This window comes from Microcoleus sp. SVA1B4 (assembly GCF_036700545.1).
Classification (GTDB): domain Bacteria; phylum Cyanobacteriota; class Cyanobacteriia; order Cyanobacteriales; family Microcoleaceae; genus Microcoleus.
In genome coordinates this window covers 1-13,627 of the sequence record NZ_JAUBPB010000007.1, presented here as the reverse complement: position 1 = coordinate 13,627, position 13,627 = coordinate 1, and the positions used below count along the sequence as shown (strand labels likewise).

Below are 13,627 nucleotides of genomic sequence, written 5' to 3'. Positions count from 1 at the left end.
TAAAGACCCAATCGTCCAAGACCCGATAGTCCAAGACCCCATAGTCCAAGACCCGATAGTCCAAGACCCGATTGTTAAAGACCCGATAGTCCAAGACCCGATAGTCCAAGACCCGATTGTTAAAGACCCCATAGTCCAAGACCCAATTGTTAAAGACCCAATTGTTAAGGACCCAATTGTTAAAGACCCAATTGTTAAGGACCCAATCGTCCAAGACCCGATTGTTAAAGACCCCATAGTCCAAGACCCAATTGTCCAAGACCCGATTGTTAAAGACCCCATAGTCCAAGACCCGATTGTTAAAGACCCCATAGTCCAAGACCCAATTGTTAAAGACCCAATAGTCCAAGACCCAATCGTCCAAGACCCGATTGTTAAAGACCCGATTGTTAAAGACCCCATAGTCCAAGACCCAATTGTTAAAGACCCCATAGTCCAAGACCCAATTGTTAAGGACCCCATAGTCCAAGACCCGATTGTTAAAGACCCCATAGTCCAAGACCCAATTGTTAAGGACCCCATAGTCCAAGACCCAATTGTTAAGGACCCCATAGTCCAAGACCCAATTGTTAAGGACCCCATAGTCCAAGACCCCATAGTCCAAGACCCGATTATTAAAGACCCCATAGTCCAAGACCCAATCGTCCAAGACCCAATTGTTAAAGACCCAATCGTCCAAGACCCGATTGTTAAAGACCCGATTGTTAAAGACCCAATAGTCCAAGACCCAATCGTCCAAGACCCAATCGTCCAAGACCCTGTGGAGGAACAACTCGTTGAGTTCGATCAAGCACTTTGGGACTTTATTAGTAGTCAAGAAACCCCAGCAGATCCACTTCCTGAAGAAGTAGAACCCCCCAATAATCAAAAACCAATCTGGACAAAACAATTGGGTAGTTCAGCTATAGACAGACCTCGTGGAGTTGCTGTTGACGCTTTTGGTAATGTCTATATGGCTGGTGGTACCCTTGGCTCCTTAGATGGCAATGTCAATGCGAGTGGAAGTGGCTCCAATCAATCCGATCCTTTCATAACGAAATATGATGTCAGCGGCAATAAAATATGGACTCGTCAGATAGGTTCCACAGGTTGGGATTTCTATACTGATGTAACGGTTGATGGAGTCGGCAATGTTTACACAGTTGGAGAAAATAATGGCTTGGGTACTGTAAACGGTGCTGTCACTTTAACCAAATGGAATAGCAATGGTGGTCAACTTTGGAACCGAGTTATTGATTCGTCATATTATGATTGGGCGAGTGGGATAACTACTGATAGTAGTGGAAATCTTTACATTGCTGGACGTACTGATGGTTCGCTTGCAGGTGGAAACGCTGGTAGTTCAGATGCTTTTGTCGCTAAATACGACTCTTGGGGGAATCAACTCTGGATTCGACAATCAGGAACTTGGGCCAATGATGTGGCTCGTTCAGTTGCCACTGATGCCGCTGGAAATGTTTACGTTGCTGGATTAACAGAAGGCTCTCTTGATGGGAATTTAAGCGCTGGCGGTACAGATATTTTCGTAACGAAATATAACAATGCTGGCACTAAAGTATGGACACGCCAGTTGGGTTCAACTGCTTCAGAAGGTTCTATCTCTGAAGCTGAGCGCAATGTTGCGATTTCTGTTGACAGCACAGGCAATATCTATGTATCGGGAACGACGGAAGGTTCTCTACAGGGCAATACTAATGCTGGCGGAAAGGATGCTTTTGTTGCCAAGTACGATACTTGGGGAACCCGCTTGTGGACGCGCCAGTTGGGTACATCTGGCGAAGATCGCTCAATGGGAGTAGCAGTTGATACCTCTGGGAATGTCCATATTTCAGGTTGGACGACCGGCGCTTTGGATGGCAAGACTAATTCCGGTGGTACAGATGCTTTCGTAACTAAATATGATAGCTCCGGTAACAAGCTGTTGACGACTCTTTTGGGAACTACAGTTACAGATGCTTCCAGAGATGTCGCTATTGACCGAAATGGAAACGTTTACATTACGGGATGGACGGATGGTTCTTTAAATGGGGCGGGGGCTGGAAGTCATGATTCCTTTGTTACTAAGTACGCTCCCCTACAGCCAAACCGCGCTCCAGTAGTGAGTGCTTCTAATCAAATCGTCAATGTCAATCAGTCGATGTCACCAACGTTTAGCGTTCGTGACCCTGACGGTAATCCCATTAGCACCTACTATTTTGCTGACAATAATTCCAGTAGTACCAGTGGGTACTTTACTCTGAACGGTGTGCGTCAAAACAGTGCTTTTGCTTTAGATGCCAGTCAACTGAGTAATGTTCGTTTTGTGGGTGGAGGCACAGCAGGAACTGATAACGTCACGGTCTGGGCTTATGATGGCGAGACATGGGGCAACACTAGCTTCAACATTGAGACAAAACAGCCTAATCGCGCTCCGATTTTAACTGCTTCAAATCAAACGGTTAATGTTAACCAGTCAATGTCGCCATTGTTTAATGTTAGTGACCCAGATGGAAATCCTATCAGTCGCTATTGGTTTGCTGATGGGAATTTAAACAGCAGTAGTGGTTACTTCGCTGTTAATGGGGTGCGTCAGTCATCTTCCTTTGGAGTTGATGCCAATCAACTCAACACAGTCCGCTTTATTGGTGGTAGTGCAGCAGGAACGGATCAGGTAACAGTCTGGGCTTATGATGGTCAGACATGGGGTAGCACTAGCTTTAATATTGATACGAAACAAGCTAATCGCGCTCCTGTGGTTAATATTGGCAACCAATCTGTTAATGCCAATCAATCAATTAGTCCAATATTTACAGCTACCGATGCGGACGGAGATGCTATTACTCGGTATCGCTTCTGGGATAGCAATGGTGCTTCCAGCAGTGGTTATTTCACGGTTAATGGTGTGCGTCAGCCAGCATATCAGGCTATTGAAGTAGCAGCAAATCAGCTTCACACTGTCCGCTTTGTTGGCGGTAGTATTGCTGGTAACGATAGTCTCTTTATAGGTGCTTTTGATGGAAAACAGTGGAGTAACTGGCAAAACTTTACCATCAATACGACAGCGAATCCGAATCCTCAATTTACAAGTTTCAGTGTAACGGATGCTTCTGGTGATAACACTGCCAATACAGTTTTTCAGGGAGGTGCGCTCCGCTTTAGCTACAACTTGGCTAATACTGCAAACCTATCTAACGTGCGTTTAGAAGCAGTCAAAAATGGTAGCGTTGTTGCTAACCTTGGTACTTGGAACTCCGCTAGTGTATCTAGCCAGCTAGTCAACCTAGCAAATTTGTCCAACCTAACTGGAGGAGATTACCAAATTCGTGCAGTTGCTCGGACTACAAGCGGTCAAGAAGTCATCTCGCCAGCACAGTCAATCAAAATTTTGTCTGCTAACCGAGTTAATGGCACGTTTGCAGGCGAAACCTTGACTTATGCAGGTGGCTTAGGTACGGGTGGAGTGATTATTGGTCGTGGCGGTACCGATACACTGAATCTCTCAGGTATTTCCCGTTCTAGCGTTACTAGCATTAATGGAATGAGTCTCAATTCCTTTAATCCTTGGTCTGGTTCAACTAACCGTCAAGCTATTTTTAACGGTAATGCACTAGACTACATCACCCTTTCTGATGGTCGGGAAGTTTACTTTCAAGGAATTGAGCGTTTGCGTTTCTCTGATGGCTCTGAGATGGATCTACAAATTCGTCCGCAGGATACTTACTTTGCACAGCAATGGAATTTACATACAACTGATGTTGCTGGTGCATGGCGCTTTACTCGCGGTAGTAGTAATATCCTGCTATCATCTTTGGATTCAGGACTTACTCCACCTCCTGTTGATATTGACTCTAATCGTTTGATTCTTCGTTCTAATGGCATTGATAATGATGACTACAATGATTCTGGACATGGACATATGGCAATTAGTGTCATGAGTTCAACGACTAACAATGGTTCGGGTGTTGCTGGGATAAATTGGAATAGTCAAGTAATTGTCAATGACCTCTATGGAGGAAGTGGGAAAGGGAGTCGTGTAAGCCTCTTCAGTGCTATTGACAGTTCAATTAAAGCCGCCCGCGCCACTGGTAAGAAGGTTGTATTCCAAGGAGGAGTACAAGGAGAAAGTTGGCTTAATGATGGTGCCACACAAGCACAACTAGAGCAGTTGATTCGAGATAATTCCGATATTGCTTTATTTGCGGTAGCAGCAGGTAATGGTGCAATGGATATTGATAACAACACTGGTAATCCAGTTTTTAGTGGTGGTGTTGCTCGACTTCAAACAAATCACAGTAACGTTATGGCTGTTGGTGCTTTACGACCTGGGAATGAGGGTAATCAATGGTGGAAAACAGGTCAGGGAATCCAAAATTTTAACGGTTTAAACAACGCCATTTCTGTTAATAAAGCAGGGTATTCCAATTATGGAGCAAGCTTGACGTTAATGGCTCCAACAGATTCTCCATCAACAACTCGAAATAGCCCTGATCCTCAGTCTAAAATTGCTGATGGTATCCAAGCATTTGGTGGCACCTCTGCTGCTAACCCAAATATGGCTGGTATTGCATCACTGGTGTGGAGTGTCAACTCAGCCTTAACTGGAGGACAAGTACGCCAAATCTTAATAGACACAGCAATGGATTTAGGAACTGCTGGTCGCGATAATACCTTTGGTAATGGATTGGTTAATGCTGATGCTGCGGTTCGCCGCGCCTGGGCATTGCAACGTGACTCGCAATTAGCTAACCTTTACTCCGGTCGGTCAGTGATGGCATAGAGTTTCTTCTGCTTGAAAACTTAGGTTGAGGTGCGATCTCTTTTCCTATTACTTTCAAGAGTAAAGCGCGATCGCGCTTTCTCCCTACCCGAATTATCGATCGCCCTTTCTTGCTTTTTCTCAACCAAAGCCGATCGCCCTTTTGGAATTCGTCAACAAGGGCGATCGCCCTTTTGGCATTAGTCAAAAAGTGCGATCGCCCCTTTGGAATAAGTCAAAAAGGGCGATCGACCTTTTCAAATAAACTCTATATGGTTCTGCATATCCGACGGTTCAAGTACCTCCCAAATCAGAATCAAACCGCGCACAATTTCACCCAGTGAACGGCTGTTTTGATGACAGTAAACAATACCGCAATGCTCTAAACCGCGTTGATGAATTGCTAAAAAATCATCATCTTGGGTAAAGATTGCTCGTTCTTGAGCAATCGCAAAAGCTAACTGTTCTTCATCCGCAGCACCTAAAAGTCGTGCTTCCGGTGTAGTCGTGACATCAATACCGCGCCTTCTTAAAGCTTCTGCGATCGCCCGTTCGACTTGTTCATCACAATGAAATCGGATCTTTTCCAAGATTCTGCCCTCTCAATTTCTGCTGCACCTTGGAAGGAGTCTTTGCTTGCAATTCCCGCACAAAAGCATCGCTATCTCGAATCTGTTGTCGAATTTCCTCAAGATGGTCGTGGTAATAAGTCAAGGCTGCGTATACATCTGCTAAAGTAATTGTAGGATACCGCGACACAATTTCATCAGGAGACATTCCCATCTTTTCGTGCCAAATTACAACATCTTGAACCCTAATCCGATGTCCGGCAATGCGCGGTTTACCGCCACAAACACCCGGAGTAATTTCAATATGTTCCGCAATCACTGCTGTCATAGAATTTCCTCAAAATTCAAGTTAGCATTTATATTAGTTTATCCCAAACCGTGCCTACTTGACAACTAAGCCGATCGCCCTTTTAGAATAAGTCAAAAAGTGCGATCGCCCTTTTGGAATAAGTCAAAAAGTGCGATCGCCCTTTCTTGCTTTTTCTCAACCAAAGGCGATCGCCCTTTTGGAATTCGTCAACAAGGGCGATCGCTCTTTTGGGTTGGAAAAGTCGATATCTCTTTTGTTCTGAGTCAAAAAGGGCGATCGACTTTTATTTAAGCTGCCACGATTACCGGACTCGGAGGCACTAAATCTTCTTCTTGGCAATACTCAAGGTAGCTGGAGAGCGCTTCTTTAGCATTGGCGATCGCTTATTCATAAGTTTTCCCATAAGTACAGGGCTGCATTGCAATTGTTGCAAACTCTGGCAGTGTTACCAAATACAGTCCATCCTCTTGTGACCCTTGAATTAATAAACTATAGCGGTAATTCATTCCTCTGATTCCTCTGCTGAAGAATTGTTTCTAACTCTTGAATTGCTTGTTTTAACAAGTTCTCCAAATACAATGGTGTATCCTCAACACAAGAAGAGATTTTAGGATCTGCTGTGGCGCTAGTGTGGGTGGCGGTGTGGCATTTCTGGGGGTGGCCGCGCGAAGTAGAAATTGCTAGAGGTAAGTCGGAGGCTAAGAAAAGTCAGAGTTCAGCTAAGAAAAAGCGATCGCCCAATTCTAACTCACCGCCTCCCAATCCGGTAGAACAAGAGCTAAATCAGCTCAAAACCACAACTGGAATGAATCGGATGAAGCCAATCGATTTTAGATTTTAGATTTTAGATTTTAGATTGACTTGCGCGAGATAAATGCTCTTTCTTGAGGATTTTCGATTTTAGATTTTGGATTGATTCCACGGATAAATCACGTGGCGGATGCCACCTTTGAAATTCGCTTGTCAGTAAGGAATGAGAATTAAATAACTTACCATGCGTGATGGTTCTTGTGGGATGGGCGTCCCGCCCGTCCAGAAAGGGCGGGCGGGACGCCCAACCCACTTTCAAGAGTGTAAATTATTTAATTCGCGATCCTAAGACGATCGACCCAGCCAACTCCTGAAGTTCCTCAATGGTACGTGTTTCGCAGCGGTGAAGCCAAAGGGCCCTATACCAGATTGCAATTATGGGAGATTGAGGAAATCACAGCCAGAACCAAAGTGCGGCGCGGGGAAGCCGAGTGGCAGCGCGGCGGTGAAATTCCAGAATTAGGGGCGTACCTCACTCAAAAATAAGACAGTACACGTCACCGCACGTCCATCGGCGCTCAAGACGATCGCACTGCCCAGAAAGTAGCGCTATTCTGAGAAAAGGGATTTGTGTCAGCGAGACTCCCGGAGATTTTTATGAATATTACTTTGAGTCCTGAGCAGGTGAAATTGATCGAAGCGCAATTAGCGCTGGGCCAGTTTAGCTCGCCGGAAGAGGTGATTACAAAAGCCCTCCAGACTTTGACTCAAACACGCCAGCATTATTGGGAGTGGGTGGAGGAGGTGCGATCTTCGGTGGAGGAAGCGGAGGCGGAACTATCGCGGGGTGAGGGAATCCCCTTAGAGACTGCCATCGAGCAATTGCAGGAAAAGTTTCGCAAGGCACGAGAGGTTCAGGGATGAGTCGATGCTTTGTCTCTCCAACAGCAAGCCGAGACTTGGATGCCATTGGTGATTATTTTGTTGGCTCAACTTTATACATAAAAAAAAGCCCTCAACTTTGTGAGGGCTTTGCGATGCCAGGAACGAGACTTGAACTCGTGACACGTGGATTTTCAGTCCACTGCTCTACCAACTGAGCTATCCCGGCTTGTTTTTTCGCGCTTTACTATCTTAGCAGACACATACAGAATTTAGCAAGCACTTTTTCAAAGTAATTTTCGATCGCCCGGAACCGCCCGCCTGTAAGCTAAAAGCTGCAACCTAAAATCCAAGAACCGCAATGGCACAGCAACATCGGGACAGCGGAAGTAAGAGTCTGCTTGTCTTAGGCATAATTTGGCTGCTGGGGGCAATTAGCGATCGCCTCTGGTTTGCCTTCGATCGATCTGTCCCGGCGTGGGATCAAGCAGACTACCTGACTAGCACCCTGAAATACTTGCAGGCGTTGCAGCATCCTCAGTGGCTTTCCGGGGAGTGGTGGACAAACTTCTGGCTGCTTTCGACGAAAATTCCGCCCTTGGCATACATCTTAACGGTTCCGTTTCTTCAGGTTTTCGGTACTGGGGGCGATCGGGCAACCCTCGTTCATCTCTTATTTAGTGCAATTCTCCTCGCCTCAGTCTACAGTCTCGGCGTCCAATTATTTAACCGGCAAGTCGGTTTGTGGGCCGCTGCAATTTGCGTTTTGTTACCCGGACTTTATGGGCTGCGCTTGCAATTTTTACTCGACTATCCCCTCACTGCGGCGATTACTTTGGCTTTCTATTGTCTGACAATGTGGAAGGCTTCTGAAGGAAAGAAGGAAGAAGGAAGTTCGGCAACGGATTTTATAACGGATGTAACGGATGTAACGGATAGAACTCAGTTGGAAGAACGAACAAAGAAAAAGTATAAATTCTCCCCCTCCCCCACTCTCCCCCTCTCCCCATCATCTTTCTTTTGGGCGATCGCCTTTGGAATTTCTCTCGGCTTATCAATATTAGTTAAACACACTACTGTATTATTTCTGTTTACCCCGATTGTGTGGCTGGCTGTGGGTGCTGTGCGACAAAAAGCTTGGGGAAGATTAGCTCAATTAGCAGGTAGTTTGTTGCTGTCGGTAGCGGTGTTTGGGCCTTGGGCGAAAACTAATTGGCTGTTAATTTTGACCGGGGGAAAACGGGCTACGCTCGATTCTGCGATCGCCGAAGGAGATCCGGCCCTCAATACGATCGACGCTTGGATTTACTACGGTCAACGCTTACCAGAACACATTTCTTGGCCTCTGTTACTTATTCCCTTAGTAGGATTGATACTTTATTGGCGTCGTCGGCAAGATAGTTCCTCAATCTTTTATCTCAACTCCTGTCGCTGGCTGGCTGTTTTCTGGGTAGGAGCTTATTTAATTAATTCTTTAAATATCAACAAAGACGACCGATATGGTATACCTTATTTGCCAGTCTTATCTATTTTCTTAGCCTACTGTTTAACGCTGTGGCCTTCTCGGTGGGGACGACAAATTCGCTGGGGTACAATTAGCTTGGCAATTCTGGCGATGCTGTTGCATATGTGGCCTCTGGGAGGTGCTTTTGGACATAGCTTAGTTCAAATTATCAGTCCCGGCAATTCTAACTATCCTTACTTGGGGAAAGAGTGGCCGCACCGAGAGGTAATTGCCGAAATTATTGATCGGGAACCTTATTTGCAATCTACTTTAGGCGTGTTGCCTTCGACGCCGGAAATTAACCAGCACAATTTTAATTATTACGGTGCTTTGGCGAATTTTCAGGTTTACGGACGGCAGGTGGGAACGAATTTAAAAGACGTGCCGCAAGATGTGCGATCGCTCTCTTGGTTTCTAACTAAAAGTGGCCCGCAAGGTTCGATTCGCGAACGAATTAAACAAGCTCAAAATGCTGCGGTGGCTGCGATTGAAAAAGGGGATAAATTTGAGTTAGATAAAACTTGGGTTTTGCCAGATTCTACTAATTTAAATCTTTATCGCAAGCGAGTGCAGCCTGTCGAAATACAGCCGTTGAATGAAGGGCGATCGCAAGTACAATTAGATCGAGTTACTGTGGGGGGAAAAGCTGTTCCCGGAGTCGCGCTGCCGGTTACTTATACTTGGTCTGGGCCTTGGCAGCAGTTGCAGTCTGGTTTAGTGTTGGTAACGTGGCAAAATCAGCAGTCTGGCAATATTCCACCGGGACAGACTTTCAGGATTTTACACGATCGCGCGATCGGCCAGGCGACTTTGCATCCGGGGATGCTGGAAGCGGATAAATTTGCTGTGGGGTTTCGAGTTGTCGATCGCACGGCGATGCTTCCTCCTGCTAATATTGCACCGGGCACTTACAATCTGCAAGCTACTTATCTAAATCGGAAAACCGGCGAAACCTATCCGATTAATGTGCCTGCCGTGAGTGTTAAGATGGAGGCAGAGCCTCTGGATCTGCGTTCTCAGGCAGAGCCTGGGAACGAGAATAATGAGGATAATACAGATAAGCCTGAGTTAGATTTGGTGACTCAATTGCGGGCGATGGCGGTTAATTTACCCAAAGGATTGCCCGGTTTAGAACCCGTGTTCGAGCAGATTGGGCGCATCAATCAGTACGATCCAATTCAAGATTATACCGTGCAAGCGGAAAAAACCTTAGAATATCGGTTGCAGCAAGAACCAAATAATCTAGAATTGGCTTATGCTTTGGCATTTTCTAGAGTATTGCAGCAGAATGTCGAAAGTGCGATCGCAGCCTTAGAAAAAGTCACTCAACTCGACTCAAAAAACCCTTACGCTTACGCCTATCTCGCTTTCGTACACCTCTACGGCTGGCATCCCAAAGCCGCTCAAACAGCCTTAAAACCTGCTCTCGCTCTCAACTCCAATCTACCGGAAATTAGAGTATTAAACGGTGTAGCGGCTCTAATGCAAGGTAATCTCATCCAAGCATGGCAAGATTTGCAATACTTAAAAAAACTCAAAATTTAACAATCCCTTTTACTGTGGCACGGGCGTCCCGCCTGTGCTGATAAATCTGTAAAGCCTGTGCTGATAAATCTGTAAAGCCTGTGCTTCTAAATCTGTAACGCTTGTGCTTCCGAATCGGTAAAAAACAGAAAACCAATGAACCAACCAAGAATTGTCTCTCTAATTCCCAGTGCCACCGAAATTGTAGCACTTTTAGGATTAACCGATGCAATTGTGGGCCGTTCCCACGAATGCGATTATCCCCCAGAAATCCAAAATTTACCTGTTTGCACTCAGCCTAAATTCAATCCCGAAGGAACTAGCAGCGAAATTCACAACCGCGTGACAGAATTGTTGCAAAATGCGCTGAGTGTGTATAAAGTAGAAATAGATACTTTGGAAAAATTGCAGCCGACTCACATTATTACTCAAGCTCAATGTGAAGTCTGTGCTTGTTCTCTAGCAGAGGTTGAACAAGCGGTAAGCACTCTGGTAAATAGCAAGCCGGAAATTATTTCTTTGCAGCCGAATCTGCTAGCAGAAATTTGGACGGATATTCAGCGAGTTGCTGATGCTTTGGGCGTAGATGGCAAAAGTGCGATCGACCTTTTGCAATCCCGCATCGATGCTATTATCTTAAAAACCAAAACATTAACCGTTAAACCCAAAGTAGCTTGCATCGAGTGGATTGAACCTTTGATGGCTGCGGGTAACTGGATTCCCGAATTAGTGGCAATGGCGGGAGGCAATTCGCTATTTGGAATTGTCGGCGAACATTCTCCTTGGTTAAAATGGGATTCGCTAGTAGAAGCTAATCCCGATGTAATTATTTTCATGCCTTGCGGCTTTGATTTAAGCCGCACTCGCAGCGAAGCAAGGCAGATAACTAAATACGCAGAATGGCCTGATTTGCAAGCAGTAAAAACGGGGAAAGTTTACCTAACTGACGGCAATTCTTACTTTAATCGGCCGGGGCCGAGATTGGTTGATTCGTTAGAAATTTTAGCAGAAATTCTCCATCCCGAAATCTTCGATTTTGGCCATCGGGGTAAGGGTTGGCAGCCATTTTTGTAAGTCCCGGCAGCTAGCTAAAGCTTTATATATAGCAATCCTAAATCATTTGTGAACTTCTTACTCCCTCCCCTTGATAAGGGGAGGGTTGGGGTGGGGTAAAAAATTTACGATTCCTGCAAAAATTGCTATATATTATAGCAACCGCCAAGACGGTTAGGACGTTGTTAATGGCTGAAACGATTGATTTTCTTCCTTCTTCCTGACATCCGTTACATCCGTTACATCCGTTACATCCGTTACAGAATCCGTTGCCGAACTTCCTTCTTCCTTCTGCTCTAATTCTGAATTGCCTGCCATACAAATAAGGACACAACATTGTTGTGTCCTTACTTCGTCTTCATTTAACCGAATCTGACATCAATATGATGCAAAAAACGCTAGTCCTATTTGGCATCAGGCGGCATCAGCACCTTGTCAATTACGTGAATAACGCCGTTGCTAGCTTTGATATCAGCTTTCACAACATTAGCGCCGCTGACAGTAACTTTGCCTGTGCTAACTGCCACCTTCAGGGCGCTGCCTTCCACACTTTGAACATCGCCGGATTTCAGGCTAGTAGATACAACCGAACCAGGAACAACGTGGTAAGTTAAAATCTTTGTAAGTAGGGCTTTGTTTTCCGGTTTGAGCAAATTCTCCACAGTTCCTTCTGGCAAAGCAGCAAATGCCGCATCAGTCGGAGCAAAAACAGTGAAAGGGCCTTTTCCTTGTAAAGTTGTCACCAAACCTGCAGCTCCTAAAGCCTTCGTCAATGTCTCGAATTGAGCGTCGCCAGATGCAATAGCGACAATATCCTTAGCCTGAGCCATTGGTGCCGGTGAAGCAGCGGTTTTCACATTTCCTGCAACTTGTTGAGTTTGAGTTGCATTAGCAATATTAGTGTTGGAGGTGATGTGAGCCCACGCCGGGAAACCAATCAATGCGCTAGCGCCGATTACTCCTGCGAAACCTGTGAGTTTTTTCATCCAGCTAGGTAAATTTTGATTTTTCATTTCGCTTGCATTTCCTTATGAGATAAAACCGTGAACATGAATTGTTATGTTAGCCAAATCTCGACAAAAGGCAAGGTTGCCAGAGGCTAAGGTAGAGAGAAAATTCTCTTGCATCCCCGATCGACCAAAACTTCCTTAATATAACGCAACCTAAGAAATCTGGCATCAACCGCTAAATCTGTAACTCAAAATCTCAATCACCGAACCCGTTTGGGGTAAGTCAGCAGATTTGAGCGAAATCGTGTCATTATTCAATCGGCGCACCGGCGTACCATCCATCAGCGCCAAGAATTCATCTAGCGGCACCAAATCGCACGCAGCAGCATCGGCGGCTTGGGTTTTGAAATGTGTCGGAATCACCATCTTTGGTTTGAGAAGTTGCAAAGTTTGCTTCGCTTCCGCCGGAGTGTAAGCTTTGGGCCCGCCGCCTACGGGAATCAGCACTACATCGGGCCGCCCGATCAAGATTTGTTCTTCAATGCCGATCGGGCCAGCAACTCCACCCAAGTGTAAAATCTTAACGCCCGCTTGCTGCCACAGCCAAGCCACATTGACCCCAAATCGCCTTCCTCCCTCACGGTCTTTTTGGGTCCGAATCCCTTGAATCCGCAGCCCGTTAGACCTGTAAGCCCCCGGTTCGTACAAAAGGCCGGGATTGCCCGCAAATCCGTCGATCGCCCCTTCATCGAGCAATCGGCTGCTAATCAGAATCAAATCTGTGGGTACTTTAGGAGAACGATAGCCTGCGGTACAGCCCAGGGGGCGAAAAGGATTCACCAGCACCCTCGCACCGCCTCCGGCGAACAAGAAGCAAGTGTGGCCCAACCACTGAATCGACAAAGAATCAGCAGTTTGAGCTTGATAGCTTTCCCATCCAGATGGTAAACCAGTGAAGAAAGCTGCTAGCAAACCCGTCTGTGCGTAACGTATTAATTGTCGCCGTTTCATCTTGTGATTGCGGTTGTCGGGTGTTGGTCGTCTGTTGTTATACCACAAAACACCGCCAGTCGATTTTAGATTTTAGATTTTAGATTTTAGATTTACTTGCAGCATTGAATCTGGAATCTCGAACATGAGTCTAAAATTTGGGGTTCACCACGACAGGAGTGGGGGGCTTGTATCCTTTTTGAGGCGGTTCAGGTGCGAAAATGTGTACCCTACTCTCACCGTAAGGTGCTATAAGAGCGAACCCTACAAATTCATAGAAATTCAACTAAGGAATGAGAATTAAATAACTTCCACTCTTGAAAGTGGGATGGGCGTCCCGCCCGTCCAAAAAGGACGGGC

At 45.8% G+C, this 13,627-nt stretch carries 13 protein-coding genes and 1 tRNA gene; 7 read left to right on the top strand and 7 right to left on the bottom strand.

Annotation, left to right across the window (positions count from 1 at the left end; genetic code table 11):
• On the top strand, positions 1–4,756 hold a 4,756-nt coding region (locus tag QT987_RS05350; protein WP_333237956.1), incomplete at its 5' end, for an SBBP repeat-containing protein.
• Here the strand turns inward: QT987_RS05350 and QT987_RS05345 are convergent.
• The 3 genes from QT987_RS05345 to QT987_RS05335 are packed head-to-tail and all read right to left on the bottom strand — an operon-like array spanning position 4,722 to position 5,632.
• Positions 4,722–4,943, bottom strand: coding sequence for a hypothetical protein (locus QT987_RS05345; RefSeq protein WP_333237954.1), 222 nt, complete (start codon positions 4,941–4,943; stop codon positions 4,722–4,724). The two genes, QT987_RS05350 and QT987_RS05345, sit on opposite strands and share 35 nt — an antisense overlap.
• A 49-nt stretch (positions 4,944–4,992) precedes the next feature.
• The gene (locus tag QT987_RS05340; RefSeq protein WP_333103358.1) at positions 4,993–5,325 is read right to left on the bottom strand and encodes a DUF5615 family PIN-like protein; all 333 of its coding nucleotides are present in this window, start codon (positions 5,323–5,325) and stop codon (positions 4,993–4,995) included.
• A complete protein-coding gene (locus QT987_RS05335; protein ID WP_333054723.1) occupies positions 5,300–5,632 on the bottom strand; it encodes a DUF433 domain-containing protein in 333 nt (110 codons plus the stop codon). The genes QT987_RS05340 and QT987_RS05335 overlap by 26 nt, the downstream gene beginning before the upstream one ends.
• Positions 5,633–5,731: 99 nt before the next feature.
• Here QT987_RS05335 and QT987_RS05330 point away from each other — a divergent pair, with 99 nt between their 5' ends.
• The 4 genes from QT987_RS05330 (at position 5,732) to QT987_RS05315 (ending at position 7,288) form a co-directional block, all read left to right on the top strand.
• Positions 5,732–5,905, top strand: coding sequence for a hypothetical protein (locus QT987_RS05330; RefSeq protein ID WP_333237952.1), 174 nt, complete (start codon positions 5,732–5,734; stop codon positions 5,903–5,905).
• A gap of 328 nt (positions 5,906–6,233) precedes the next feature.
• Positions 6,234–6,455 carry a hypothetical protein gene (locus tag QT987_RS05325; protein ID WP_333237950.1) on the top strand — a complete coding sequence of 74 codons (222 nt, stop codon included), beginning with the start codon at positions 6,234–6,236 and terminating at the stop codon, positions 6,453–6,455.
• 299 nt (positions 6,456–6,754) lie between these two features.
• Positions 6,755–6,910: a GYF domain-containing protein gene (locus tag QT987_RS05320; protein WP_333237948.1), complete on the top strand. Its 156-nt coding sequence runs from the start codon at positions 6,755–6,757 to the stop codon at positions 6,908–6,910.
• Positions 6,911–7,021: 111 nt separating this feature from the next.
• Positions 7,022–7,288 carry a hypothetical protein gene (locus tag QT987_RS05315; RefSeq protein WP_333138405.1) on the top strand — a complete coding sequence of 89 codons (267 nt, stop codon included), beginning with the start codon at positions 7,022–7,024 and terminating at the stop codon, positions 7,286–7,288.
• A gap of 114 nt (positions 7,289–7,402) precedes the next feature.
• Here QT987_RS05315 and QT987_RS05310 read toward each other — a convergent pair.
• A tRNA-Phe gene (locus tag QT987_RS05310) sits at positions 7,403–7,475 on the bottom strand.
• A gap of 132 nt (positions 7,476–7,607) precedes the next feature.
• Between QT987_RS05310 and QT987_RS05305 the strand changes: the two genes are divergently transcribed.
• On the top strand, positions 7,608–10,295 hold the full coding sequence (locus tag QT987_RS05305; protein WP_333237945.1) for a phospholipid carrier-dependent glycosyltransferase: 2,688 nt from the start codon (positions 7,608–7,610) through the stop codon (positions 10,293–10,295).
• 135 nt (positions 10,296–10,430) lie between these two features.
• Complete coding sequence (locus tag QT987_RS05300; RefSeq protein ID WP_333237942.1) at positions 10,431–11,348, top strand: cobalamin-binding protein; 918 nt, start codon at positions 10,431–10,433, stop codon at positions 11,346–11,348.
• Between the two features lie 153 nt (positions 11,349–11,501).
• Here QT987_RS05300 and QT987_RS05295 read toward each other — a convergent pair whose 3' ends face one another.
• The 3 genes from QT987_RS05295 to QT987_RS05285 all read right to left on the bottom strand — a co-directional run bounded on the left by QT987_RS05295 (position 11,502) and on the right by QT987_RS05285 (position 13,288).
• Complete coding sequence (locus QT987_RS05295; protein WP_333207260.1) at positions 11,502–11,645, bottom strand: hypothetical protein; 144 nt, start codon at positions 11,643–11,645, stop codon at positions 11,502–11,504.
• A gap of 86 nt (positions 11,646–11,731) precedes the next feature.
• Entirely contained in the window at positions 11,732–12,340 is a 609-nt protein-coding gene (locus tag QT987_RS05290) for a fasciclin domain-containing protein (protein WP_333237939.1), read from the bottom strand.
• Positions 12,341–12,505: 165 nt separating this feature from the next.
• Positions 12,506–13,288, bottom strand: a complete 783-nt coding sequence (locus QT987_RS05285) for an MBL fold metallo-hydrolase (protein WP_333237937.1) — start codon at positions 13,286–13,288, stop codon at positions 12,506–12,508.
• Positions 13,289–13,627: the final 339 nt, after the last annotated feature.

Coding starts and splice junctions, on each gene's coding strand:
- QT987_RS05335 (WP_333054723.1), bottom strand. CDS start 5,632: ATGACAGCAGTGATTGCGGAACATATTGAAATTACTCCGGGTGTTTGT.
- QT987_RS05315 (WP_333138405.1), top strand. CDS start 7,022: ATGAATATTACTTTGAGTCCTGAGCAGGTGAAATTGATCGAAGCGCAA.
- QT987_RS05305 (WP_333237945.1), top strand. CDS start 7,608: ATGGCACAGCAACATCGGGACAGCGGAAGTAAGAGTCTGCTTGTCTTA.
- QT987_RS05300 (WP_333237942.1), top strand. CDS start 10,431: ATGAACCAACCAAGAATTGTCTCTCTAATTCCCAGTGCCACCGAAATT.
- QT987_RS05295 (WP_333207260.1), bottom strand. CDS start 11,645: ATGGCAGGCAATTCAGAATTAGAGCAGAAGGAAGAAGGAAGTTCGGCA.
- QT987_RS05290 (WP_333237939.1), bottom strand. CDS start 12,340: ATGAAAAATCAAAATTTACCTAGCTGGATGAAAAAACTCACAGGTTTC.
- QT987_RS05285 (WP_333237937.1), bottom strand. CDS start 13,288: ATGAAACGGCGACAATTAATACGTTACGCACAGACGGGTTTGCTAGCA.